25 protein-coding genes are annotated in these 23,818 nt (G+C 36.9%); 8 read left to right on the top strand and 17 right to left on the bottom strand.

What is annotated here, in order from left to right:
• Positions 1 to 38: 38 nt before the first annotated feature.
• The 5 genes from nudK to C8C84_RS16505 all read right to left on the bottom strand — a co-directional run bounded on the left by nudK (position 39) and on the right by C8C84_RS16505 (position 5,555).
• On the bottom strand, positions 39 to 620 hold the full coding sequence (gene nudK, locus C8C84_RS16525; RefSeq protein WP_121314812.1) for a GDP-mannose pyrophosphatase NudK: 582 nt from the start codon (positions 618 to 620) through the stop codon (positions 39 to 41).
• Positions 617 to 1,600 (bottom strand): 23S rRNA (adenine(1618)-N(6))-methyltransferase RlmF, encoded by a 984-nt coding sequence (gene rlmF, locus C8C84_RS16520; RefSeq protein ID WP_121314810.1) that lies wholly within the window; start codon positions 1,598 to 1,600, stop codon positions 617 to 619. Before rlmF ends, nudK begins: the two co-directional genes overlap by 4 nt.
• A 15-nt stretch (positions 1,601 to 1,615) precedes the next feature.
• Entirely contained in the window at positions 1,616 to 2,278 is a 663-nt protein-coding gene (locus C8C84_RS16515) for a thiamine diphosphokinase (RefSeq protein ID WP_121314808.1), read from the bottom strand.
• Positions 2,279 to 2,360: 82 nt separating this feature from the next.
• A complete protein-coding gene (locus C8C84_RS16510) occupies positions 2,361 to 3,179 on the bottom strand; it encodes a DUF4249 family protein (protein WP_121314807.1) in 819 nt (272 codons plus the stop codon).
• A 3-nt stretch (positions 3,180 to 3,182) separates the two neighbouring features.
• Entirely contained in the window at positions 3,183 to 5,555 is a 2,373-nt protein-coding gene (locus C8C84_RS16505) for a TonB-dependent receptor (protein WP_121314805.1), read from the bottom strand.
• A gap of 215 nt (positions 5,556 to 5,770) precedes the next feature.
• On the opposite strand from C8C84_RS16505, the gene C8C84_RS16500 reads away from it, so the two are divergent.
• Positions 5,771 to 6,370: a hypothetical protein gene (locus C8C84_RS16500; protein WP_147406886.1), complete on the top strand. Its 600-nt coding sequence runs from the start codon at positions 5,771 to 5,773 to the stop codon at positions 6,368 to 6,370.
• A 48-nt stretch (positions 6,371 to 6,418) separates the two neighbouring features.
• On the opposite strand, the gene C8C84_RS16495 is transcribed toward C8C84_RS16500, so the two are convergent.
• From C8C84_RS16495 to C8C84_RS16475, 5 genes are all read right to left on the bottom strand, one after another.
• Positions 6,419 to 8,641: an NADP-dependent isocitrate dehydrogenase gene (locus C8C84_RS16495; protein WP_121314802.1), complete on the bottom strand. Its 2,223-nt coding sequence runs from the start codon at positions 8,639 to 8,641 to the stop codon at positions 6,419 to 6,421.
• Positions 8,642 to 8,918: 277 nt separating this feature from the next.
• Positions 8,919 to 9,269 (bottom strand): 50S ribosomal protein L19, encoded by a 351-nt coding sequence (gene rplS, locus C8C84_RS16490; RefSeq protein ID WP_121315098.1) that lies wholly within the window; start codon positions 9,267 to 9,269, stop codon positions 8,919 to 8,921.
• A 126-nt stretch (positions 9,270 to 9,395) separates the two neighbouring features.
• A complete protein-coding gene (locus tag C8C84_RS16485; RefSeq protein WP_121314801.1) occupies positions 9,396 to 10,406 on the bottom strand; it encodes a Gfo/Idh/MocA family oxidoreductase in 1,011 nt (336 codons plus the stop codon).
• A 2-nt stretch (positions 10,407 to 10,408) separates the two neighbouring features.
• Positions 10,409 to 11,086 (bottom strand): tRNA (guanosine(37)-N1)-methyltransferase TrmD, encoded by a 678-nt coding sequence (trmD, locus tag C8C84_RS16480; protein WP_121314799.1) that lies wholly within the window; start codon positions 11,084 to 11,086, stop codon positions 10,409 to 10,411.
• Positions 11,087 to 11,232: 146 nt separating this feature from the next.
• Entirely contained in the window at positions 11,233 to 12,033 is an 801-nt protein-coding gene (locus C8C84_RS16475) for a bifunctional 2-polyprenyl-6-hydroxyphenol methylase/3-demethylubiquinol 3-O-methyltransferase UbiG (protein WP_121314797.1), read from the bottom strand.
• A gap of 100 nt (positions 12,034 to 12,133) precedes the next feature.
• On the opposite strand from C8C84_RS16475, the gene C8C84_RS16470 reads away from it, so the two are divergent.
• A complete protein-coding gene (locus C8C84_RS16470) occupies positions 12,134 to 13,069 on the top strand; it encodes a peptidylprolyl isomerase (RefSeq protein ID WP_121314795.1) in 936 nt (311 codons plus the stop codon).
• Positions 13,070 to 13,159: 90 nt separating this feature from the next.
• The gene (locus C8C84_RS16465) at positions 13,160 to 13,462 is read left to right on the top strand and encodes a c-type cytochrome (RefSeq protein WP_121314794.1); all 303 of its coding nucleotides are present in this window, start codon (positions 13,160 to 13,162) and stop codon (positions 13,460 to 13,462) included.
• Positions 13,463 to 13,497: 35 nt separating this feature from the next.
• Here the strand turns inward: C8C84_RS16465 and C8C84_RS16460 are convergent, their stop codons facing one another.
• The 3 genes from C8C84_RS16460 to C8C84_RS16450 form a co-directional block, all read right to left on the bottom strand.
• On the bottom strand, positions 13,498 to 14,772 hold the full coding sequence (locus C8C84_RS16460) for a glucose-1-phosphate adenylyltransferase (RefSeq protein ID WP_121314792.1): 1,275 nt from the start codon (positions 14,770 to 14,772) through the stop codon (positions 13,498 to 13,500).
• A gap of 27 nt (positions 14,773 to 14,799) precedes the next feature.
• The gene (gene glgA / locus C8C84_RS16455; protein WP_121314791.1) at positions 14,800 to 16,026 is read right to left on the bottom strand and encodes a glycogen synthase; all 1,227 of its coding nucleotides are present in this window, start codon (positions 16,024 to 16,026) and stop codon (positions 14,800 to 14,802) included.
• A 157-nt stretch (positions 16,027 to 16,183) separates the two neighbouring features.
• Positions 16,184 to 17,077 (bottom strand): alpha/beta fold hydrolase, encoded by an 894-nt coding sequence (locus C8C84_RS16450; protein ID WP_121314790.1) that lies wholly within the window; start codon positions 17,075 to 17,077, stop codon positions 16,184 to 16,186.
• Between the two features lie 136 nt (positions 17,078 to 17,213).
• Here C8C84_RS16450 and C8C84_RS16445 point away from each other — a divergent pair, with 136 nt between their 5' ends.
• Entirely contained in the window at positions 17,214 to 17,549 is a 336-nt protein-coding gene (locus C8C84_RS16445) for a tRNA-binding protein (RefSeq protein WP_121314789.1), read from the top strand.
• Here C8C84_RS16445 and C8C84_RS16440 read toward each other — a convergent pair.
• The 4 genes from C8C84_RS16440 to C8C84_RS16425 form a co-directional block, all read right to left on the bottom strand.
• Positions 17,546 to 18,175: a hypothetical protein gene (locus C8C84_RS16440; RefSeq protein ID WP_121314787.1), complete on the bottom strand. Its 630-nt coding sequence runs from the start codon at positions 18,173 to 18,175 to the stop codon at positions 17,546 to 17,548. The two genes, C8C84_RS16445 and C8C84_RS16440, sit on opposite strands and share 4 nt — an antisense overlap.
• The gene (locus C8C84_RS16435; protein WP_121314786.1) at positions 18,172 to 18,390 is read right to left on the bottom strand and encodes a hypothetical protein; all 219 of its coding nucleotides are present in this window, start codon (positions 18,388 to 18,390) and stop codon (positions 18,172 to 18,174) included. Before C8C84_RS16435 ends, C8C84_RS16440 begins: the two co-directional genes overlap by 4 nt.
• Before the next feature lie 77 nt (positions 18,391 to 18,467).
• Positions 18,468 to 18,848 carry a PUR family DNA/RNA-binding protein gene (locus C8C84_RS16430; protein ID WP_121314784.1) on the bottom strand — a complete coding sequence of 127 codons (381 nt, stop codon included), beginning with the start codon at positions 18,846 to 18,848 and terminating at the stop codon, positions 18,468 to 18,470.
• 70 nt (positions 18,849 to 18,918) lie between these two features.
• A complete protein-coding gene (locus tag C8C84_RS16425; protein ID WP_121314782.1) occupies positions 18,919 to 20,676 on the bottom strand; it encodes an ABC transporter ATP-binding protein in 1,758 nt (585 codons plus the stop codon).
• A 194-nt stretch (positions 20,677 to 20,870) separates the two neighbouring features.
• Between C8C84_RS16425 and C8C84_RS16420 the strand changes: the two genes are divergently transcribed.
• The 4 genes from C8C84_RS16420 (at position 20,871) to yajC (ending at position 23,792) form a co-directional block, all read left to right on the top strand.
• The gene (locus C8C84_RS16420) at positions 20,871 to 21,977 is read left to right on the top strand and encodes a Glu/Leu/Phe/Val dehydrogenase (protein WP_121314781.1); all 1,107 of its coding nucleotides are present in this window, start codon (positions 20,871 to 20,873) and stop codon (positions 21,975 to 21,977) included.
• 113 nt (positions 21,978 to 22,090) lie between these two features.
• The gene (gene nusB / locus C8C84_RS16415) at positions 22,091 to 22,996 is read left to right on the top strand and encodes a transcription antitermination factor NusB (protein ID WP_121314779.1); all 906 of its coding nucleotides are present in this window, start codon (positions 22,091 to 22,093) and stop codon (positions 22,994 to 22,996) included.
• 9 nt (positions 22,997 to 23,005) lie between these two features.
• Positions 23,006 to 23,503 (top strand): DUF1573 domain-containing protein, encoded by a 498-nt coding sequence (locus C8C84_RS16410; RefSeq protein ID WP_121314777.1) that lies wholly within the window; start codon positions 23,006 to 23,008, stop codon positions 23,501 to 23,503.
• A 13-nt stretch (positions 23,504 to 23,516) separates the two neighbouring features.
• Entirely contained in the window at positions 23,517 to 23,792 is a 276-nt protein-coding gene (yajC, locus tag C8C84_RS16405) for a preprotein translocase subunit YajC (protein ID WP_121314775.1), read from the top strand.
• Positions 23,793 to 23,818: the final 26 nt, after the last annotated feature.

Below are 23,818 nucleotides of genomic sequence, written 5' to 3'. Positions count from 1 at the left end.
ACTATGTTGCTGAGTGGCTAAGTTACAAAGAATAAAATTTAAACTAAACCATTGATTTTTGCATATTGTAATAACATAATTGTCTTCGCATCTTTGATTTCTCCTGACGCAATCATGTTGTAAGCTTGGTCAAAATTGAGCTCTAAAACTTCGATGTTTTCCTGTTCTTCTTGTATTCCGCCACCATCATTGACTTTCATGTCCTTGGTATATTCGGCAGCAAAGAAATGGACAATTTCGGTAACGGAACCTGGAGACATATAAACTTCAAATAGTTTTTCTACAGCGGAAATTTGATAACCGGTTTCTTCTTCAGTTTCTCTTCTGATACATTCCTCGGCGTTGTCTTTGTCTAATAATCCGGCGCAGGCTTCAATCATCATTCCGGTTTCGTTGCCATTGACATACGTTGGTAAGCGGAATTGTTGTGTTAAGATTACCGTTTTAGCTTTTTTGTTATATAACAAAATCGTGGCGCCATTTCCTCGGTCATATGCTTCGCGAATTTGCGTTTCCCAATTGCCGTCTTTTTTGAGATAGTTGTAAGTGATTTTTCGGAGCACATACCAATTGTCTGAAAGGATTTCTGATTTGAGGATTTCTATTTTTGGGTTACTCATAAGTTTAACGAATTAATCATTTCGGTTTGTTGTTTTGGCGAAAGAAATGTCCAGGCGACCAAGCGGCTTATCTTTTGGCCTTGCGCCATATCAATGGTTTTGATCTCGGCGGCGCTAACTTTATTTAGCGTTTTATAAATGCTTTTCAAATTGTCTTTTTTGGAAACCAAAGTCGTAAACCATAAACATTGCAGCGGATATTTGGCACTTTCATAAATCATTTGGGTAATAAATCCGATTTCGCCACCATTACAGCACAATTCTGCATTTTGACCACCAAAATTTAAAATGGGATTTGAGGTCTTTTTATCATTTAAAGTATTCACTTTGCGCAACGCACTTTTTGCCGCTTCTTCAGCCGAGTTGTGAAAGGGCGGATTGCAAATGGTGAAAGCAAATTTGTCTTCGGGCAAAATAATGTTTTTGAAAATAAATCTTGGTTCGACTTGTAATTGTAAACTAATGGCATCAATTAACTTTGGGTTTTCAGCGATAATTTTTTTGCAATTTTGAAGCGCTTTTTCATCGATATCAGTACCAACAAAACTCCAGCCATAAGCGCTATTTCCTATAATCGGATAAATGCAATTGGCACCAATACCAATGTCCAAACCGACTACAGTTTCGCCTTCAGGAATGATTCCGTTATTCGTTGTAGCCAATAAATCTGCGATGTAATGAATATAATCAGTTCTTCCGGGAATTGGCGGACAAAGATAGTTGGCAGGAATATCCCAATTTTGAATGTCGTAATGGAAAATCAGTAAGGCTTTATTCAGTGCTTTTACAGCATCAGGATTACTGAAATCCACGGTTTGCTTCGCCTGTTCGCTATCGCTCGAGCCTATTTTGTGTTCGTTGGTATGAACAAAACTTTTCAACTCCGGACAAACTTTGATCAAGGCTTCAAAATCGTATCGAAATCGGTGTGGATTTCTAGGATGTAAAGTAGTTTTTTCTGAACTGTTTTGAGTTTTCAAGGGTTGTTTTTTTAATTAGTCCCAACATTCCATCAGCAATAAATCGCCTTCGGTATGGGAAATTGATACAATTCCGTCTGTGGTAACGTGGTTGCTGCTTCCGGTTCGGTAACCGATGGTCAATTCTTCCTGGGTCAATGAATAGAAAAGATTTCGAGTGGTAATGCCGCTTACTTTTCCGATGGGAATCAGTGAAATAATGGTGTTTTCTGTGTACCATTTTTCAAAAGTATTGGGTAATAAGAACACTTTGGAATGGTCGTCCAAAATAACCACTTTCAGTTTATTTCGGTAAGCAACGATGTTCGTTAAATTAGTGATGGTGTGATCGGCACGTTTTCCGGTGGCCCAAATGACATTCGCTGCTTTATGTCCTTTTTCGATTAAATAGTCAAAGGCTTTTTCCAAATCAGTTTTGTCTTGGTTGGGCGCGTACACAATTTCAATCGGATATTGTTTTTCTTTGTAATAGTCAGCATCAAAACCTCGGTCAAAATCGCCTAATAATACATCAACTTTAATCCCTAATTCTAAAACCCGTTCAATAGCAGAATCTAAGACTATGACCAATGGTGACCATTCAAGCAATTGTCCTAATAGTTCAGCGCTACAAGCTTCTCCATTGGCAATAATTAAAGCCGGTTCTTGGTCGTCGCGAACGATGTGATGTGATGACATTTTTTGAGTAATGAGTTAGCTGTCGGAAGCATAAAGTTCCTACGGTAAAAGTAATTAAAAAACACTTAGTATTTTGTGCTTCTTACTGAATGATATACTCTGAAATTTCGGTTTTACTCAGTCGGAAATAACCCAAAGCAAAATTGTTGAAATTGGTTTGGTTGACTATATTTCCTCTTACGGTTGAGGTTGGTGTAGAAAATGGTCCCATACTATTTGAACCCGTTTGTTCCAATAAAATGTCCATGTAATTATAGTAGTTTAAGGTAATTCCGTTTAAAGTGAATTTTAAAGTATCGTTTGGTTTTAAATCTTCACTAAAATACAAACCAAACATTTCATTGTTTTGAAAAAAACGATCTTCAATCACACCGTATTCTGGAATGACTTTGTAAGGATCATCAATTCTAACCATATAGTGATTGGTTTCATTGACTAAATCATCAAAAAAGAATTTCACTTCAACTTCATCGCCTAGAATCCCGCCTTCATCATCTTGTTCGATTCGGGTTACCGTTGGCGTATCTAAGAGTTTTTCTGTAGAAGTATACGTTTCGCCTTCATAGATAACGGTTAAAGTGTAAGTTTCATTCACCACGGGAATAAAATTAAGGCATTTATAAATTCCGAGTTCTGTATCTTGGGTAAAATTGAAAACGACATTGGAACTGTTAGTAATGTAAACTACCGCATCAGTAACCGGTGGAATTTCACCGGAGAAGTAATCTGTCGTAGTGGAAAGTTTGACGATTTGTTCGTTTCCGGGAGTTCCGTTAAGCCACTGAATGGAGGCTTCAATTACTAACCTTGGTTCCGAAGTTGATAAGTCAACATCAATGACTTTTTCACAAGAGGTGAATGAAAAAAGGACAATCAGCAAACTAAAATATATGGTTTTCATAGTTTAAAATTTAATGTTATAAGTAGCACTTGGCACAATTCCGAAAATAGACAATCTGATGGCTTCATTATTACCGGTTTCTTGATTTTGTCTGAAGGTAATAGAGGCGGAATTCATTCGGTTGTAGATGTTGTAAATCCCGAAAACCCATTCGCTTTGCCATTTTCTGCCTTTGTTTTTTCTTGGTGTCAAAGTAGCCGAGACATCTAAGTGATGGTACAAGGGTAAATTGTTTTCGTTTCTGGAGCTAAAAATCGGAACTGTGATGCCTTGGTATTCATATTGTCCGGTTGGAAAGGTCACAGGTTGTCCGGTTTGCAAAGTGAAATTGGAACTAAAACGCCATTTTTCATTTAATTTGTAATTCGCTACCACCGCCAAATTGTGCATTTTGTCAAAGCCGGTTCTATACCATCTGCCGTTGTTAATTCCGATTTCTTCCGGAGTTCTTCCGTCAACTTGCTGTTCTGATCTTGACAACGTATAAGAAACCCAACCTTTGAAACGACCGGAGTTTTTTCGGAACAAGACTTCTAATCCGTAAGCTCTTGCTTTTCCGTTCAAGACCACTCTTTCAATAGCTTCGTTGGCTATTAAATTGGCTCCGTCAATATAATCGACACGATTTTTAATTTTTTTGAAAAAAGTTTCGACTTCAAGTGAATACAAATCATCGCTTATATTTCGGAAATAACCTAAAGCTACTTGGTCTAAAATCTGAGGTTTCAAATATTGGTCACTTGGTGCCCAAACATCCAAAGGTGTTGGCGATTGCGTATTTGAAATCAAATGCAAATACTGCGACATTCGGTTATAACTGGCTTTTACAGACTGGTCTTCATTTAAGGTGTAAGCAATGGCAAAACGAGGTTCCAGGTTTTCAAAATTCGCTATCGTTTCATTTTTACCATAACTAACAGTTCCGGTGGGTTCTGCACTTTCGTAGATTAAAAATTGGGAATTAAATGTCACCGGTTGATTGTTGGCATAAGTATTCATCGTTTGTTGGCCCAAACGCAGAAACGAACTAAATCGAAGACCATAAGAAAGGGCAAGGTTTTTAGAAATTTGGTGTTCCGCATCTAAATAAACGGCATTTTCTAAAGCATATTTTTTCTCCAATTGGTCTGCATTAATACCTGATTCTTCACTGGTAGGCTCAATTTTACCCGGATTGAAATCGTAATAATGGGTTTGTATACCGTAAGTAAGTTTGAGTTTGTTAGTCAAATAATGTTTGAAATCGTATTTGAAATTGTAGTTTTTGATTCCGCTATCCCAATTAAATCCAATGATGTCTAATTTGAGACCGTAATAATAATCAGAATAAATCATCGACATATTGGAGAACAATTTGTCTGAAAACAAATGATTCCATCTAAAATTGAGAACCGCATTTCCATAAGTGTTGACAAAACTATTGTTCAGTTGGAACACATCTCTACCAAAATATCCCGAAAGATAAATATTGTTTTTTTCATTGATGGAATAACTCAATTTGGTGTTCAAATCATAAAAATAAGCCGAGTTTGGATTATCCGCCAGTTTTAGAAATAGATGTGCATAAGAACCTCTTCCGGCAAAAACGAAGGAACCTTTGCCTTTTACAATTGGTCCTTCGGCTAAAATTCTACTGGAAATAAGTCCAATACCGCCATTCATGTGAAAAGAGTCTTTGTTTCCTTCTTTTTGGTAAATGTCTAAGATGGAAGACAATCGACCACCGTATCTTGACGGAATGCCACCTTTATAGAGTTTCAAATCTTTAATGGCATCGGGATTAAAAACCGAAAACAAACCGAATAAATGCGAGGAATTAAAGATGGTAGCTTCGTCTAATAGAACCAAGTTCTGATCAGCACCGCCTCCGCGAACGTTGAATCCCGATTGTCCTTCACCGGCATTGGTAACTCCCGGAAGCGTTAATATCGATTTGATAACGTCGACTTCACCAAATATCACCGGCATTTCTTTGATTTCCTGAATGGTGAGTTTGTTGACACTCATTTCAGGCTTTCTGACGTCCACGCGTTTGCTGTTTTGAACAATTACGACTTCGTCAAGTTGTTGGCTGCTTTCAGTAATTAAGAAATTTTTCCGGGTATCTTGAGTAAGTTCTATGGTTTCTGTTATGGTTTTGTAGCCCACATAACTAACCGATAATGTATAATTTCCTTTGGGCAAAGTAATAGAATAAAAACCGTATTCATTGGTGGTTAGTCCGGTTTTTGTTTCTTCTATATACAAGGAAACCCCAATTAATGTTTCTTTATTTCTACCATCAGAAACTAAACCATTAATGGTGTATTTTTGTTGTGAATGGAGTTGAAACGTTAATAAAATTAAAAAGATAGGAGTGAAAATATTTTTTGGCATAAATTTGGCTTTAGGAAATACAAAATTCTTAATAAAATTAGTAATTTCCTCATAATCATTTGTTAAGGTTTGGTTAATAGAAAGCAGTAATTTTTAGAGAATTGAGTATTTTCACTATTCAAAAATAAGTTATAATGAAGGCAGGTTTTACGCTATTATTTATATTAATTTTCAGTTTTAAGGGGTTAGCTCAATTTGAACAACCCAAGAAGACTTTGAAAATAGCTCCTGTTACGAATCCTTCAGGGCAAATTGCTCCAACTTCCTCAAAATCGATTACTTATCCGAGTATATTTGATAAGAAAGACAAATTGTTAGAGAATGTTTCTTTGCTTAAAAAGAAGACGGAAGAGGAGAAGAATATAATGGAGAAAGAGCAGTTTGAAGATCCTTCAAAACCCTACACGGAAAGAATGAATAGGAAAAGTAGTGATGGTGAAATTCTGGAAAAATTCAAGAGTGATAGTTTTTTAGGCCAATTTAAAACAGGCTCTAAGGTCATTAGTATTGCTTGCAGAGACCACGAAGCGCCTGACGGAGATTTGGTTAGAATTTGGCTAAATGATAAAATTGTGGTTGATGCTATTTTATTAGAAGTTAGTTTCAAAGAAGTGTATTTAGACTTAAACGAAGGAATCAACAAAATAGAAATCGAAGCTTTAAACCAAGGAGAATCCGGTCCGAATACAGCCCAATTCGTAATTTTTGACGATAAGAAAGGCATGGTAACCACCAATAAATGGAATCTGACTACGGGTGTAAAAGCCAAATTGGTTATCCTAAAAGACGATGGCGGTTTACAAGAACAGAAATAAAAAAAGCGACTTAATTAAGTCGCTTTTTTATAAATATATCAATTACCATTATACCAATTTTGATAGAATTGCATTAAAAGTGCCACTCGGACGCATCGCTTTTTCCGTCAACTCCTTTGAGGGTTGGTAATAACCTCCAATTTGTTGAGGTTTACCTTGCGCTCCAATCAATTCTTCATTAATGGTAGCTTCGTTGGCGTTCAGTTCACCTGCAATTTGAGTAAACTTAGCTTGTAATTCGGTGTCTTTTGTTTGAGAAGCTAAAGCTTCTGCCCAATACATGGCTAAGTAAAAGTGAGAACCTCTGTTGTCTATTTGGCCAACTTTACGCGCCGGAGATTTGTCAGTAGCTAAGAATTTCTCGGTAGCTACGTCTAAAGCTTCTGCTAAAACCATTGCTTTAGGATTGTTTTGGGTTTGGGCTAAATGTTCTAAAGAAGCGCCTAAGGCTAAAAATTCGCCCAAAGAGTCCCAACGCAAATAACCTTCTTCAATAAATTGCTCAATGTGTTTTGGAGCTGAACCACCGGCTCCGGTTTCAAATAAACCACCGCCATTCATTAACGGAACGATTGATAACATTTTGGCCGAAGTTCCTACCTCTAAAATCGGGAATAAATCGGTTAAATAATCACGCAATACGTTTCCGGTTACTGAAATAGTGTCTAATCCTTTGCGGATTCTGTCCAATGTTAATTTAGTAGCGTCAATCGGATTCATGATACGGATGTCTAATCCATTGGTATCATAATCTTTTAAATATAAATTTACCTTTTTGATAATTTCTCTATCGTGCGCTCTATTTTCATCTAACCAAAAAATGGCAGGTGTTGCAGACAAACGAGCTCTGTTTACGGCTAGTTTTACCCAGTCTTGAATTGGCGCATCTTTAGTCTGACACATTCTGAAAATGTCTCCGGCTTCAACCGCTTGTTCCATAAATACATTTCCTTCCGCATCTAAAACTCTGATTGTTCCTTCCGCATCTGCCTGGAAAGTTTTGTCGTGTGAACCGTATTCTTCTGCTTTTTGGGCCATTAAACCAACATTTGGAACTGATCCCATAGTTCTTGGGTCTAATGCGCCGTTGGTTTTACAATCTTCAATAGTAGCGACATAAAGACCGGCATAACATCTGTCCGGAATTAAAGCGATAGTATCTTGTGCTTTTCCTTCCTTGTTCCACATTTGTCCAGAAGTGCGAATCATTGCCGGCATTGAAGCATCAACGATTACGTCTGATGGTACGTGAAAATTCGTGATTCCTTTATCAGAATTCACCATAGCAATGGCTGGTCCGTTGGCGATTGCATTTTCGATTGCGGCTGTAATTTCAGCTTCTTGCGGATGACCGGCAATTTTTACATACAAATCACCTAAACCATTATCCGCTTTGTAGCCTAATGATTTGAAAACATCTGCGTATTTAGTGAAAATATCAGCGAAATAAACTTCGACAATTGCACCGAAAATAATCGGATCGGAAACTTTCATCATCGTTGCTTTCAAGTGAGCCGAAATTAGAACACCAGCTGCTTTCGCCTCTTCAATAGTGGCAGAAACAAAAGCTTTCAATGCTTTTAAATTCATTACTGAGGAATCAATCACTTCACCGGCTTTCAAAGCGCCTAATCCTTTTAATTCTTTTATCGAACCATCTTTTCCAACGAATTCTATTTTGAACTGAGAAGCATTGGCTACCGTTACTGATTTTTCAGTGCCGTAGAAATCGCCTTCGTTCATAAAAGCCACCTTGGTTTTAGAATCTTTCGACCAAGCGCCCATGGAATGCGGATTGGCTTTGGCGTAATTTTTAACCGCTTTTGGTGCTCTGCGATCAGAGTTTCCTTCACGTAAAACCGGATTTACTGCTGAACCTAGTACTTTAGCATAACTAGCTTTTATCGCTTTTTCTTCATCGTTTTTAGGATTGTCAGGATAGTTCGGAATGGCAAATCCGTGTGCTTGTAACTCTGCAATAGCATCAGTTAATTGTGGGATAGAAGCAGATACGTTAGGTAATTTTATAATGTTTGCTTCCGGCGTTGTAGCCAATTGGCCCAACTCTGATAAAGCATCGCTTACTTTTTGATCTTCTTTTAAATAATCAGGGAAATTAGATAATATTCTGCCCGCAAGAGAAATATCCCTCAATTCAATGTCAATATTGGCAGGCGCCGTAAAGGCTTGTACTATTGGTAAAAACGAATGAGTAGCCAACATCGGCGCTTCATCAGTAAGCGTGTAGTGGATTTTAGAATTTTGTATCATTGGTATTGTTTTATATTCGTAACGTTTAGTTTGTAGTTGCTTTTTGGTCGAAAACGTTCATTTTCAAGCCATGCAAATATAAGTAAATCACGATTACGCTCCATTGGTTTTGAACGAAATCGATTGAATTGTCAAATTGATAATATGCGAGGTTTAAATTAGTAAATTGATAATTAGCGCAACTTAAAATAGCAAAATGACAATTTTTTAGACTAATTTTTAAACATAAAAAAGCCCCGATAATATCGAGGCGTTTTTATAAGTACAAAGTTTAGAATTATCTTCTTCTTTCTTTGATTTTTGCTTTTTTACCGGTAAGTTCTCTAAAGTAGTAGATACGAGCTCTTCTAACTTTACCTCTTTGGTTTACTTCAACTTTTTGTAAAGCCGGCATGTTTACTGGGAAGATACGCTCTACACCAACTGCGCCAGACATTTTACGGATGGTAAAAGTTTCAGTCAATCCTGCACCTTTTCTTTGGATTACAACTCCTTTGAAAAACTGAGTTCTTGTTTTTTCACCCTCTTTAATTTCGTAGTATACAGTGATTGTATCACCAGCTCCGAATAAAGGGAAATCTTTTTTTGTTGATAATTCGTTGTTAACGAAATCTACTAAATTTGCCATTTTTAAGACTATTATGGTTTGAAATCTGAGCAACATTCACGGTTTTCGCCAGAGGTTAGTCAAATATGGGTGCAAATATAAAAAAGAATTACGAATTATGAGTTATGAATTATGAGTTTTTTTATCCTAAGTTAGGAGTTTTAATTGTTCTATAATGTCTTGATTGTCAATTGAGAAAGATTTCCTCTTGCGAATGCTTTCATAAACTTCATCAAACAAAGCATTGAAGTTTCCTTTAATTGACGGAATCATTTCAACTATAGTTTCATTATTGGCATTGATGTAAGTCAGTTTCCCTTCTTTATTGGGCTTTTCATTACCAAAATTTGAATCCAATGGTGACATGCCGTCAATCAACTGATTTTCCTGTTCGTCGCAAAATTCTTTGATGAAACTGCCTTTGGTGCCGTGAATTACAATGCCGGCTTGTGCATCGGAAACCAACATACTCGTGGTGATAAACACATTGACTTTATTTGGAAAAACGATATGCATAAACGCAAAATCATCGACTAACGAGTTTTCGCGATAGCTGTTTTTACTTCTATAATGACTGACAGGTTTTCCAAAAATAGAAATCGCCTGGTCAATCAAATGCGAACCTAAATCATACCAAATACCGCTACTTGGAATCGGGGTTTCTTTAAAAGTTTTAGCACTAATAGTTGGACGATATCGGTCAAATCGCAAATGTATTTCGATAACGTCGCCTAATTTTCCTGAGTTGATAATTTCTCTTGCAGCAGTAATATCACTGCTCCAACGTCGGTTTTGGTAAACAAAAACTTTCCGGTTTACTTTTTCGGCTAAAGCCAAAAGGATTTCAAATTCTTCCGGAGTTGTGGTTGCGGGTTTTTCAATTAAGACATGTTTGCCTGATTCTAAAGCCTGTTTAGCATAATCGAAATGAGTATTATTCGGCGTGTTGATTACTACTAATTCTATCTTTTCATCCGAAAGTAATTCGTCAATAGCAGAAAAACTGATGATTTCAGGATAATCGTTTACAGCTTTCTTCTCATTTCGTTCCAAAACCGCATAAAGCTCAAAACCTTTGTTGGTCGCCAAAAACGGTGCGTGAAAAACTTTGCCCGACATTCCGTAAGCCAACAAAGCAGTAACAATCGGTTTTTCCATAATTAGTCTTCGAGTAAATCAGGTCTTCTTTTTTTGGTATGCTCATACGCCATGTCTTCGCGCCATTTGTCAATTTTGGCAAAATGACCGCTGGTCAATACTTCCGGCACTTTCCAACCTTTGTAATCGGCTGGTCGGGTATATATTGGTCCCGATAATAAATTGTCCTGAAAACTATCCGTTAAAGCCGACGTTTCATCACTCAAAACACCCGGAATCAGTCGGATAATCGCATCGCAAAACACAATCGCACCAATTTCGCCTCCCGAAAGTACATAATCGCCTATCGAGATTTCTTTGGTAATAAAATGATCGCGAACGCGTTGGTCAACGCCTTTGTAATGCCCGCAGAGGATGATAATATTCTCATACATCGACATCGTATTGGCCATTTTTTGGTTCAGCGTTTCTCCGTCAGGCGACATGTAAATGATTTCGTCGTAGGTTCTTTGGCTTTTCAAATGCGTGATACAATCATCTATTGGTTGCACCATCATGACCATTCCTGCGCCGCCGCCAAATTGGTAATCGTCAACGCTTTTTTGTTTGTTGGTCGTATAGTCTCTCAAATTGTGAAAATGAACTTCCACCAATTCTTTTTCAATGGCGCGTTTCATAATCGAGCCTTCAAAAGGACTTCGCAATAAATCAGGTAATATGGTAATGATGTCTATTCGCATGGTGCAAATATAGAAAGAAGTTTTTTTAGAAGCTATTTCCCGCTATCCGTTCCAATCTTATTGTATTTTCCTTCCGCTTTGCTACAGGATAATCCAAAAGGATTTCCACTTCTATCGGGGCTAGGGTTTCAGTGTTTATTAGAAATTTATTTTTTCGAAGCCATAATCGAATACACCATCGGGATTTTATTCTCCAATGGTTTAATTCGGAACTTCCCTTTCTCAAATTCTACTGTTTTATTAAAACAATTATAAGGCGAATAGTCATATTCGTTAAACGAATTGATTTCCAAACCGCTTTGAATTAAACTATTTAAAATTTCAGAAATCGGATGGTTCCAAGTGATGGTTTTAGTTTCAATTTCGGCATCGCGGTCGGCGTAAGTTCCGGTTTCGTTTTCCACTATCGGTTCCACATTAAAATAATGATAAAAAACGGTTTCAAAATCATTGTCAAACATCCAAACCACGGGATGAAAATCGGCCATGACAAATTTTCCATTCGGCTTTAAAAAATGCGAAACAACATTCGCCCATTTCTCCAAATCAGGAAACCAACCTATAGTACCATAACTCGTAAAAACGATGTCGAATTTTTCGTCAATTAAAGTTGGTGCGTCATAAATGTCACAACAAACAAAAGTCACATCTAGATTTAGTTTTTGTGCAAATTCTTTGGCGCGTTCAATGGCTTTATCTGATAAGTCAACGCCTGTGGCTTTGGCACCCATTCTGGCCAATGAAATAGTGTCTTGTCCAAAATGACATTGCAAATGCAATATCTTTTTACCGGAAACATCGCCTAATAAGGGTAATTCAATATCGTTTAAAGTCGATTTTCCATTCAAAAAACCTTCAACATCATAAAACTCGGAAGCAATGTGAACATCCGTTTTATGGTTCCAAGTTTGTTTGTTTACTGCTCTGTAGTCAGGATTGTTTTCCATTGATTTCAATTGTTATGGGCTAAATCGTTTTGGATTTTCAGTAACCAAATTTACAATATAATATAGTACCTTTGCACCAGATTTTTAAAAAAATAGTACAATGGAAAACGGAATATACGCTAAATTCAACACGAACAAAGGTTCGATTTTAGTAAAACTAACACACGATTTAACACCGGGAACGGTTGGAAACTTTGTAGGCTTAGCCGAAGGACAATTAGAGAATTCAGCACGTCCGATGGGAAAACCATACTATGACGGATTAAAATTCCACAGAGTAATTCCGGATTTTATGGTTCAAGGCGGTTGTCCGCAAGGTATTGGAACCGGCGGTCCTGGTTATAACTTTGATGATGAATTTCACCCAACGTTAAAACACGATAAACCAGGCGTTTTGTCAATGGCCAATGCCGGTCCGGGAAGTAACGGTTCTCAGTTTTTTATCACACACGTTCCAACAACTTGGTTAGACGGAAAACACACTGTTTTTGGTCACGTAGTGGAAGGACAAGATATTGTTGACGCAGTAGCACAAGGCGATTCCATAGAAACTTTGGAAATCGTTAGAGTAGGTGATGAAGCTCAAAAATGGAATGCGATTGAAGCGTTCAGAACTTTTGAAGGTTCAAGACAAAGAAGAATAGAAGAGGCTAAAAAGCAAGCCGAAGAATCAATGGAAAAATTAGCCGCCGGTTTTGAAAAAACGGAAAGCGGTTTGCGTTACAAATTCATCCAAAAAGGAAATGGTAAACAAGCGGAAAATGGCAAAACAGTTTCTGTGCATTACCAAGGTTCTTTAGAAAGCGGAAAAGTATTTGACAGTTCGTATCCTCGCAAAAAACCAATCGAATTCCCTTTAGGAAAAGGTCACGTAATTGAAGGTTGGGACGAAGGAATCGCCTTGTTGCAAGTAGGTGACAAAGCGCGTTTTGTGATTCCGTCTTATTTGGGTTACGGTTCAAGCGGCGCTGGTGGCGTAATTCCACCGGATGCGACTTTGATTTTTGATGTAGAATTGATGGACGTGAAAGGATAATATAAAACTTAAGTTTTGATTAAAAGAAAATCCCAATCATTAACGGTTGGGATTTTTTTTTATATTTACTTCAACCAATAACAAAAAAATATGAAATATAAAGTACTTGCCTTGGCTGTTTTAGCCACGATCATTTATTCCTGTGCCTCGAAAACGGCTGTCGCGACAACGGAAGTAAAAAAAGAAGGAGTTACAATAGCCACAGTTATGACTCCGGAATTAGCGGAAGGAAAATCGCTTTACGAAAATAATTGCGCCAAATGTCATTCTCTGTATAAGGCAAGTGATTTCAATGCCGAACAATGGAAACCGATTGTTTTGAGTATGCAAAAGAAAGCCAAATTGGATGATTTACAAGGTCAAAAAATCTACAATTATTTGACGATGCAATAATAAATAAAAAACACTCTTTTGGAGTGTTTTTTATTTTATACAGTAAAACCATCAGGAAGTATAGCGCCTTTTTTGACGACGATAATGCCGTCTTTTATCGTGTATAATTCTGTATCGGTATCTTCTAAATGTTTTCCGCCGTTAAGTCGGACGTCATTGCCGATTCTACAATCTTTGTCGACGATGGTGTTGTTAATAAAACAACGTTCGCCAATACCTATGTTGATAACGCCATGTAAAGAATTGGTTCTGATTTCTTCCAGATTTTGGTAATAATCATTTCCCATTAAATACGAATTGATTACGGTTGAACCATAACCTACGCGACTTCTAATCCCAATCACAGAATGTTCAACAGTAGCGCCATTCAGTATACAACCTTCGGCAATAACAGATTTGTCAACGGTAGATGAACCGGTGATTTTTGATGGCGGTAAAACCCTGGCGCGAGTGTAAATTTTACTCGAATTGTCAAATAAATTAAACTTCGGAATATCATCCGTTAAACCTAAATTGGCTTCAAAGAATGAATCAATGTTTCCAATGTCGGTCCAATAGCCTTCATATTGATAACTTAATATTTTTTGTTTGCCAATCGCTTGCGGAATAATTTCTTTTCCAAAATCTTTGGTGTCAGGATTTTTCATTAATTCCACCAATAAATCTTTATTGAAGATATAAATTCCCATCGACGCCAAATAATGTTTGCCTTCAGCTTGAGATTCTTCACTGACTTCAGAAGTCCATTCGGGTAACAAACTCACATGTGGTTTTTCGATGAAGGAAGTGATGTAATTTTCGGCATCAGTTTTTAAGATTCCGAATTCAGGTGCTTCTTTCGCCGTTACCGGTAAAGTGGCAATCGAAATATTCGCTCCGGCATCATGATGTGCTTTAATCATCGAGTTGAAATCCATTTGATACAACTGGTCTCCCGATAAAATCAGTGCATAATCAAATTCATGGTTCATAAAGTGATGCATACATTGTCGAACCGCATCGGCTGTGCCTTGAAACCAAGTGATGTTGTCAGGCGTTTGTTCAGCGGCTAAAATATCTACAAATGCCGTGCTGAAATGACTAAAATGATAAGTGTTTTTGATGTGCTGGTTTAAGGATGCCGAATTGAATTGCGTCAACACAAACATTCTCTTGATATCTGAGTTGATACAATTCGATATCGGAATGTCTACCAAACGGTATTTTCCGGCAATCGGAACGGCAGGTTTAGAGCGGGTTTGTGTTAATGGCGCCAATCTTGAACCTTGTCCGCCACCTAAAATAATGGCTAGTGTGCTTTTATTTATCATGATAATTACCGTTTGGTGGTTGACTTTTTACGCTTTTTCTTTTTCAAATCGATGGATTACGGTTTCGTAATAGCTATAAGTTGTTTTGGCGATTGAGGCCCAACTGAATTTCTCTAAAACTTTTTTTCTTCCGGCTTTGCCCATTTTTGTGGCCAAATTTTCATCATCTAATAATTGATTGACTTTAGCGGCAAAATTTTTCTGAAAAGCTTCGGGATATTTGGGGTTAAAATCGGTTCGGGAAATGCTTTCCAATTCAATTAAATAACCAGTTTCACCTTCGACTATAATCTCGGGAATACCGCCAACCGCACTTCCGACAACCGGAGTTTCGCACGACATGGCTTCGAGATTGATGATGCCGAATGGTTCGTATAACGATGGACAAGCAAAAACGCGTGCGTGACTGTAAAGCACTTTGATTTTTTCGCGAGGTAACATTTCTGAAATTAGAATAACACAATTGCGATTGGCTTTCAAATCGGCTATCAATTCTTCAGTTTCTTTCGCTATTTCCGGTGTATCCGGCGCGCCGGCGCAAAGCACTATTTGGCAATTAGTATTAAAATATTTTGCAGCCGAAATCAATTGTGAAATTCCTTTTTGACGTGTAATTCGGCCTACGAAAAGCACAAAAGGAATACCAGGATTGATGCCGTATGCTGACAATAAATCGTGATCAAATGTTGGTGCATAAAAATCGGGATCAATGCCGTTGTGAATGACTGTTACCTTTTCAGGTGCCACGCCATAAGCCTCAATGACATCAGTTTTCATTTGTTCGCTCACGGCTATGATTCCGTCAGCGGTATTGTACGCATGATTTTCAATCCAACGCGACAAAAAATAACCATTGCCGAGTTGTTCCACTTTCCAAGGACGATGCGTTTCTAAACTATGCGTTGTCAGTATCAAAGGCGATTGCAACAATTCTCTCGAAAAGATTCCGGCCAAATGCGTGTACCAAGTATGACAATGAATGATATCAGCTTGTAAAGTATGTTGCGACATTTCGACATTTTTGCTCAAGTTGTGAAACATCTTGAGATGCGGATTGTTGTCGTCTTCGGGTTTGGTCAATGAGGATTGAATTCCCAATACGTTCATTGACGCAGTAGCTTCTTCTTGGTTGCCAAAACAACGCACTTCGACTTTACCTAATTTTGCCAATTCCTGACTCAGAAAATCGATATGAACTCCGGCGCCGCCGTAAATATTTGGTGGAAATTCATTGGTAAACAGGGCAATTTTCATAGCATTAACCTTAGCGTGATTTATTAAAACCTAAATGTATAAAATATATTCAACTTTTAGATTAACAGTACTATATAAAAACGATACGGTTTGATAAATAAAAAACCCGAAGTGCTGGTAGAAGTGCGCTCCGGATTTTCATCATTGGGTTTTTGAATTAAGAACTCAAAAACGCAATTAAGTCTTTATTCAATCGCTCTCGTTCTGTGTAAAACAATCCGTGTGGTGCTTCTTCATACACTATAAATTGGCTATTTTGAATCATGGCTGCCGATTTTTCTGAAGAGACTTCAATCGGAACGATTTCATCTTCATCGCCGTGGATGATTAAAGTTGGGACATTTACCGCTGCCATTTCATTCCGAAAATCGGTAGTCGAAAACGCTTTGGCGCATTCTAAAGTCGCACGAGGAGAAGCAAACGAACACAACATTTTGAAATAATCCAACAAAGAAGAACTCAAAGGATTGGTTAGCATACTTGCGCCAAAGAATGTTTTCCCAAAACCATCCAGAAAACCAATTCGGTCTTCTTTAATTTTTTGGGCGGTGGCTTCATTTTTTTCCGGAAGATTGCCATCAGGATTGTTTTCTGTCCATAAACGGAAAGGTGTAACGGAGGAAATCAGGACAGCCTTAGAAACATTTTTTCCGCCATAGCGACTGAAATAACGTACAACTTCGCCGCCGCCCATAGAGAATCCAACCAGCGTGACATCGGATAAATCCAATTGGTCTATAATCGATTTTAAGTCATCGGTTAATGTATCATAAGTGTAACCATTCCAAGGTTGTGAAGATTTACCAAAACCACGACGGTCATAAGCAATTACCCTAAAGCCATTTTCGACTAAAGCTTCCATTTGGTATTCCCACATTTCGTTAGACAATGGCCAACCGTGAATCAAAATCACCGGTTTTCCGTAACCATAATCTTTGACATACAGTTTAACATTGGGAGCGGTTTCGATATATTTATCGGTTGAATTTTCTTGAACTAAGAAATTAGTTTCTCTTAAATCCGGTTCATGGTCTACGTGGTATTCTTTCATCTTGCGGTATTTTTATAATTGAATTTTACTTCAAAATTGATTTATAAAATTACACTTCTGACCTAAAAAAGCGTTATACAATTAGGGAACATATTTTTATAATTCTTAGGTTTGTTTACTGATTAAATTGAAGAGTATGGAATTAACTTGGCAAGAATTTGAAAAAACTGAAATGCGTATCGGAACTATATTAGAAGCAAACGATTTTCCGGAAGCTAGGAAACCGGCGTATCAATTGGTGATTGATTTTGGTGCCGAAATAGGCATAAAGAAATCTTCTGCACAAATTACCAAGCGATATGCTAAAGAAGATTTAATGGGCAAACAGATTGTCGCCGTGGTTAACTTTCCCAAAAAGCAAATCGGAAATTTTATGAGCGAATGTTTGGTTTTAGGTTCGGTCGGAGCTGATAATGATATTGTTTTACTGACTTCGGATTTGAAAGTCGAGAATGGTTTGCGTATAGGTTAGTTAGTCAAAAACTGTTTAACCATCCAATGATTTTTGTGATTTTTCGTCAAGTCGGCCGAAATAGCTTCTTTTGCAGTTTTATCATCGGCCAGTAAATAACTATAAACTTTTAAAGGAATAGATTCCGGGTAAAATTCCAAGGACATTTTAAAATGATTTTGTGCTCTGGAGTTAGCGCCCGAATTCATCAAAGCTTCTCCCATATAAACTAAAATTATGGGCGGAATGGTTTGGTATAAGTCTATTAATTCGCCGGAAAGAATTTTCATTAAAGCTACTCTGAGATCTTTGTTGTTTTTTTTCTTGCCCAGTTCGGTTTGCGTAATTTCGTTTTGATAAGTCTCAAAAAGATAAAACACAGGCCAATTGGCAAGCTTGGAGTCTTCTTTGAAAGCTTGGTATTTTGCAATGGTCTTTTGGCTTAAAGATCCGTCATCTGCCTGTAATGTCTCGTCATACAAACTGTTCAGTAACTTCAGAATAGTTTTGTCTTTTTTATTGATATTGCTTACTTCTTTTAATTTGTTGAATTCAACCGTAAGGCTATCAAAAGTTTTGTTTTGTTGGGCCTGTAAATTTAGATTTACAAAGAAAAGGAAGAATGATATCAGTTTGAGAACTTTCATTTCGTTTGGTTTCTTTGTTTGATTGCTCTGTACAAATTAAAAATCGACAAAAACAAAAACATAATCAAACCACCAAAAGCCAATTTCTTAGTCAATGGCAATTCTTCGGTTTGCATGGTTTGAATCCCGTTTGAAATCAGCCAGAGCCAAAATACGATACTCAATCCATGAAATACAATGCCATACTTGTTTATAAAATCTGTAAATTTTTGCATATCAATGAATTTAAAAAGTCCAAAACTTTTCAGCTTCGGACTTATTACTTATGGCTATTGCCTAATTACTTTTTCAATTAAATATCGTCAAAATCAATATCGGTGAAACTCTTTTCAGAAGTAGTTTTGGTTTCTTCGGCAGTTTCTTGTTGGTATTCTCTTTTGAAATCTTTTTGGTGTCTTTCTGAAATTACTTCTTCGCCTTTGTGGTTCAAAACATAAGTAGTCATTTCTTCTAAAATATCAGTGAAAGCTGCGAAATCTTCTTTGTACAAATAAATTTTATGTTTTTTGAAGTGAAAAGAACCATCTTCTTCAGTAAACTTTTTGCTTTCGGTAATGGTTATGTAGTAATCATCTGCTTTGGTGGCTCTCACATCGAAGAAATAAGTTCTTCTTCCCGCTCTTAAAACTTTAGAAAAAATCTCATCTTTTTCTAACATATCATTTTCTCTCATATTCTTTCAGTCAATTAGTAGTGTTTCTATATAGTTCAAAAATGGTAAAATTTTTGTTACCAAACAACAATTAATTTAATTCTTTTTCCGAAAGTTGTTTCAAGTACAATTCAGCATAATACCCCGGTTGGTTTACCAATTGATTATGAGAACCTTCTTGGATGATTTGGCCTTCTTCAATGATGATAATTTTGTCGGCATTCTTAGCCGAAGAAACTCGGTGACTCACAATAATTGTAGTTTTATCTTTAGAAATTTGGAGCAGATTATTTAAAATTTGCTCTTCGGTTTCGGTGTCAACGGCCGATAAACAGTCATCAAATAGCAATATCTGCGGGTTTTTGATAATCGCTCGCGCAATGGAAACTCTTTGTTTTTGTCCACCGGAAAGCGTAATGCCTCGTTCTCCTAAGATGGTTTCATATTGGGCATTGAAATTCATGATATTATCGTGAACCACTGCGTTTTTAGCCGCCGTCATTACTGCTTCATCAGTAGCATTTTCTTTGCCAAATTTAATGTTGTTTTTGATAGTGTCCGAAAACAAAAAAGCATCTTGAGGCACAATCCCGATACTGTTTCGCAAATCGTATAAATTGACTTGATCTATTGCTTTGCCGTCAATGTTGATTTGGCCTTCTTTGATGTCATACATTCGTGTAATTAGAGAAAGAATACTTGATTTTCCGGAACCGGTTTGACCTAATATCGCCAACGTTTCCCCTTTTTTAACAGTAAACGAAATGTTTTTTAAGGCTGTGATTTCGGTATCTTCATAAGTAAAAGTCACGTTTTTGAATTCTATTTCTCCTTGTATGTTAGTGTTTTCTTGTGCTTTATTTTTGATTTCCGGTTCAATTTTCAAGAACTCATTGATTCTTTTTTGAGAGGCTTCGGCTTCTTGAACTAAGGACGAAACCCAACCGATTGAAGCTACAGGCCAAGTCAGCATGTTCACATACAAGATGAATTCGGCAATGGTTCCAATGCTTTTTATGGTTCCTTCAATGTACATTAAGCCACCAAAATAAATCACGACCAAGTTACTCACGCCAATCAAAGCAATCATCAACGGACCAAATAGTGATTGTACTCGTGCCAAACTCATGCTTTTGGTTTTGCTCTCTTTGGCCAAATCAATGATTTCCTCTTGGTATTGTTTTTCCAAAGCATACGCTTTCACCACGCGAATTCCGGAGAAAATCTCTTGGGTAAAACTCGAAATCTTAGATAAATATTGTTGGAATGTCGTGCTGCGCTTGTTGATTTCTGTGCTTAATCTGAAAATGATAAAAGACAAAATCGGCAATGGTAATAGGGTGTACAAGGTTAATAGCGGTGATACATTATACATATAAATAATCACGACGGTAAATCGGATAAAAGTGTTGATGGTGTACATTACGGCTGGCCCAACGTACATTCGTACTTTTCCAACGTCTTCACTAATACGGTTCATCAAATCACCGGTTCGGTTGCGTTTGTAGAAATTTTGGTCTAAAACTTCGTAGTGTTTGAAGACTTCATTTTTTAAATCAAACTCTACGTGGCGCGACATTACGATTAAGGTTTGGCGCATCAAAAAAGTTAAGACGCCGGCAATCAAGGTCGTGCCGATGATCCAAAAGACATTTTCTATTAATTCGGCTTTAATCATTTCACTCGTCATTTTGGTGCTGTGAAAACTCTCTATGGCTTGAAAAGATTGGCTTACCAATTTCGGAGTAAAAAGAGAAAAGATTTGTGCAACTATAGTGATTAAAATTCCTAATAAAAAATGGAATTTGTATTTGACAAAGTATTTGTTTAAATATTGAAGTTCTTTCATGTTAATTTTGCAGAAATGGGAATTACGACTTAATATTTGTTAAAATGTTGAAAATAATTAAATTATTATATTCTTGATTAAAATTGAGTTTATTAACAATTTGCTAATTATTCGTGATATTGATGAGTTTTATTGAATAATGTTTTATTTTTGTACCGACTTTTTACAAAGTCTTAAATTAATACTACTTCATTATGACTTCAGAAATCACTACACCGGTCGAGCTAAAAAAGATGGATCCTGTTTTCGGTCAACTTTCTTTTGACAATCACGAACAAATCGTTTTTTGTAATGACAAAGATACAGGTTTAAAAGCAATTATTGGTATTCATAATACAGTTATGGGACCGGCATTGGGTGGCACTAGAATGTGGAATTATGCTAACGAATGGGAAGCATTAAATGACGTTTTAAGACTTTCACGCGGAATGACATACAAATCGGCTATCACCGGTTTAAACCTTGGTGGTGGAAAAGCGGTTATCATCGGAGATTCTAAAATAGATAAAACGCCTGAAATGATTACACGTTTTGGTGAGTTTGTAGACTCTTTAAGCGGAAAATACATCACGGCAGAAGACGTTGGAACTACCACTGAAGACATGGACAGAATTCACAAAGTAACCAATCATGTTACTGGTATTTCTGAGTCAATCGGAGGTTCCGGAAATCCTTCTCCGGTTACGGCTTATGGCGTTTACATGGGAATGAAAGCTGCGGCCAAATACCAATTCGGTTCTGAGAAATTAGACGGTAAAAAAGTATTAGTACAAGGAACAGGTCACGTTGGTGAAACGTTGATTAGCTATTTGAGAAAAGAAGGTGCCGAAGTTTTTGTAGCCGACATTCACCAAGATAAAATGGAAAATATGGTTGCTAAATATGGTGCCAAAATTTTCACCGGGGCAGACTTATACAGCGCTGATGTTGATATCTATTCGCCTTGTGCTTTAGGTGCGACTATCAACGACGAAACCATTCACAAAATCAAAGCGAAAGTAATTGCCGGTGCAGCTAATAATCAATTAGCGGTAGAAGCGATTCACGGTCAAATTTTAAGAGAAAGAGGGATTGCTTATGCGCCTGATTTCTTAATCAATGCAGGCGGAATTATCAATGTTTACGGTGAAATCGTAAAATATGGTAAAGACGAAGCGATGAGAAAAACGGAGAATATCTACAATACTACGTTAGAGATTTTCAATTTTGCTGACATCAACAATATGACGACGCAACAAGCAGCCATGCAAATCGCGCAAAACAGAATTGACCAAAGAAAAAAAGAAAACGCGAATAAATAATTATTAGGTTTTAAAATATTACTATTTTTGCAAAGCGAAAGAAATTCTTTCGCTTTGTTAATTTTTAAAAGTTCTTACAGGTGTTAAACAGAAGACATATTCGAGTAAAAGTGATGCAATCCATTTATGCAATGCATCAAAAGAATTCTGATGAAATGGAGAAAGAAGAAAAGTTCTTAATCCAAAGCATTGATAACATTCAGGATTTGTATTTAATCATGTTGTCTACGTTGACAGAAATCAGAAAAAAGGAGATTGTTTTTTTGGAAGCTTCCAGCAAAAAACATTTGGCCACGCCTGAAGAAAAAAATCCCAACCACAAGTTTGTCAATAATGCAGTTTTGCTGCAATTGGAAGAGAATAACTCGTTGAGTATCGCTTTAGAAAAAAGAAAAATCAACAACTGGTCATTGAACGATGACTATATTTTGATTTTACTCAATGACATCAAGCAAAGCGATTTGTATGCCAAGTACATGAGCAATCGCAAGAATAATTTTGAAGAAGACAAGCAGTTTGTGGTTGATATGTTCACGGAACTCATTGCGCCCAATGAAAAGCTCTACGAATATTTAGAAGACAACAAACTGACTTGGACAGATGATATTCCCGTAGTGAATACCCAAATTCAAAAGCAGTTAAAACAAGTGTCTGAGAAAGGCGAGTTCAGAGTAGTAAAGCTTTACAAAGACGAAGAAGACAAAGAATTCGTGGGGAACTTGTTCAGAAAAACCGTTTTAAACGAAATTGAATTGGCCAAGGAATACATCGACAAAACCCCAAATTGGGATGCTGATAGAATCGCCGAAATCGATACCATTATCTTGAAAATGGCGATTTGTGAGTTCTTGAAATTCCCATCTATTCCAATCAAAGTGACCATTAATGAGTATCTGGAAATTGCCAAAGAATATTCAACCCCTAAAAGCAGTATTTTTATCAACGGGATTTTGGATAATTTGGTCAAAGAATTTCAAACAGAAGATAAAATTAAAAAAACCGGTAGAGGTTTAATGTAATTATAGACTATGAAAAAAAGAATCAATCTAATTGCGGTTGTAGCTTTATTAGCGCTGACAACAGCTTGTAAAAAAGACAATACTACTGAAAACAATTCTGGTGCAGATACTATTGCAGTACAACAACCGGAAGCCAATATTAATGATGTGCCGCTTGTTCAAGCTGCGACAGATACAAAATATCCGGTAATGTCTTTTGACCATGAAGTGCATGATTTTGGTACCATCCAACAAGGAGACAAACCAAGTTATGTTTTTGAGTTTAAAAATACAGGAGAAACCGATTTGGTAATCACTTCTGCCAAAGGTTCTTGCGGTTGTACCGTTCCGGAATATCCTAAAACGCCAATCAAAGCCGGTGAATCAGGAAATATAAAAGTGTCTTTTGATTCAACAGGAAAGACCGGTCAAACAACCAAAACCGTTTCCATCATGTGTAACAACAAAGAAGGAACCAAAATACTAACCATTAAAGCTAACATCGAAGCTCCGAAAGGCGCAAAATAAATTATTTATTATTATGGAACAATTAACTAGTTTTTTACCGTTTTTATTAATGTTTGTGGTGATCTATTTCTTTATGATCAGACCGCAACAAAAGAAAATCAAACAAGAAAAAGAATTTGAATCAAGCTTAAAAGTAGGCGATAAAATCATCACCAAAAGTGGTTTTCACGGTAAAGTTGCTGAGTTGTCAGAAGGCACTGCGGTTATCGAAACCATGTCAGGAAAATTAAAGATTGAGCGTTCAGCTATTTCTTTAGAATTGACTGCGGCGGCGAATAAGAAAGTATAATTTCTTAAGTGAATGAAATAAAAAAA

This window comes from Flavobacterium sp. 102 (genome assembly GCF_003634615.1).
Taxonomy (GTDB): domain Bacteria; phylum Bacteroidota; class Bacteroidia; order Flavobacteriales; family Flavobacteriaceae; genus Flavobacterium.
The sequence above is the reverse complement of the archived record's forward strand: the minus strand, read 5'-3'. Positions and strand labels throughout refer to the sequence as shown.

What these genes read in the sequence shown, in the direction of transcription:
- nudK (WP_121314812.1), bottom strand. Translation starts at nt 620, where the DNA reads ATGAGTAACCCAAAAATAGAAATCCTCAAATCAGAAATCCTTTCAGAC.
- C8C84_RS16515 (WP_121314808.1), bottom strand. Translation starts at nt 2,278, where the DNA reads ATGTCATCACATCACATCGTTCGCGACGACCAAGAACCGGCTTTAATT.
- C8C84_RS16510 (WP_121314807.1), bottom strand. Translation starts at nt 3,179, where the DNA reads ATGAAAACCATATATTTTAGTTTGCTGATTGTCCTTTTTTCATTCACC.
- C8C84_RS16505 (WP_121314805.1), bottom strand. Translation starts at nt 5,555, where the DNA reads ATGCCAAAAAATATTTTCACTCCTATCTTTTTAATTTTATTAACGTTT.
- C8C84_RS16495 (WP_121314802.1), bottom strand. Translation starts at nt 8,641, where the DNA reads ATGATACAAAATTCTAAAATCCACTACACGCTTACTGATGAAGCGCCG.
- rplS (WP_121315098.1), bottom strand. Translation starts at nt 9,269, where the DNA reads ATGGCAAATTTAGTAGATTTCGTTAACAACGAATTATCAACAAAAAAA.
- C8C84_RS16485 (WP_121314801.1), bottom strand. Translation starts at nt 10,406, where the DNA reads ATGGAAAAACCGATTGTTACTGCTTTGTTGGCTTACGGAATGTCGGGC.
- trmD (WP_121314799.1), bottom strand. Translation starts at nt 11,086, where the DNA reads ATGCGAATAGACATCATTACCATATTACCTGATTTATTGCGAAGTCCT.
- C8C84_RS16475 (WP_121314797.1), bottom strand. Translation starts at nt 12,033, where the DNA reads ATGGAAAACAATCCTGACTACAGAGCAGTAAACAAACAAACTTGGAAC.
- C8C84_RS16470 (WP_121314795.1), top strand. Translation starts at nt 12,134, where the DNA reads ATGGAAAACGGAATATACGCTAAATTCAACACGAACAAAGGTTCGATT.
- C8C84_RS16465 (WP_121314794.1), top strand. Translation starts at nt 13,160, where the DNA reads ATGAAATATAAAGTACTTGCCTTGGCTGTTTTAGCCACGATCATTTAT.
- C8C84_RS16460 (WP_121314792.1), bottom strand. Translation starts at nt 14,772, where the DNA reads ATGATAAATAAAAGCACACTAGCCATTATTTTAGGTGGCGGACAAGGT.
- glgA (WP_121314791.1), bottom strand. Translation starts at nt 16,026, where the DNA reads ATGAAAATTGCCCTGTTTACCAATGAATTTCCACCAAATATTTACGGC.
- C8C84_RS16450 (WP_121314790.1), bottom strand. Translation starts at nt 17,077, where the DNA reads ATGAAAGAATACCACGTAGACCATGAACCGGATTTAAGAGAAACTAAT.
- C8C84_RS16445 (WP_121314789.1), top strand. Translation starts at nt 17,214, where the DNA reads ATGGAATTAACTTGGCAAGAATTTGAAAAAACTGAAATGCGTATCGGA.
- C8C84_RS16440 (WP_121314787.1), bottom strand. Translation starts at nt 18,175, where the DNA reads ATGAAAGTTCTCAAACTGATATCATTCTTCCTTTTCTTTGTAAATCTA.
- C8C84_RS16435 (WP_121314786.1), bottom strand. Translation starts at nt 18,390, where the DNA reads ATGCAAAAATTTACAGATTTTATAAACAAGTATGGCATTGTATTTCAT.
- C8C84_RS16430 (WP_121314784.1), bottom strand. Translation starts at nt 18,848, where the DNA reads ATGAGAGAAAATGATATGTTAGAAAAAGATGAGATTTTTTCTAAAGTT.
- C8C84_RS16425 (WP_121314782.1), bottom strand. Translation starts at nt 20,676, where the DNA reads ATGAAAGAACTTCAATATTTAAACAAATACTTTGTCAAATACAAATTC.
- C8C84_RS16420 (WP_121314781.1), top strand. Translation starts at nt 20,871, where the DNA reads ATGACTTCAGAAATCACTACACCGGTCGAGCTAAAAAAGATGGATCCT.
- nusB (WP_121314779.1), top strand. Translation starts at nt 22,091, where the DNA reads ATGCAATCCATTTATGCAATGCATCAAAAGAATTCTGATGAAATGGAG.
- C8C84_RS16410 (WP_121314777.1), top strand. Translation starts at nt 23,006, where the DNA reads ATGAAAAAAAGAATCAATCTAATTGCGGTTGTAGCTTTATTAGCGCTG.
- yajC (WP_121314775.1), top strand. Translation starts at nt 23,517, where the DNA reads ATGGAACAATTAACTAGTTTTTTACCGTTTTTATTAATGTTTGTGGTG.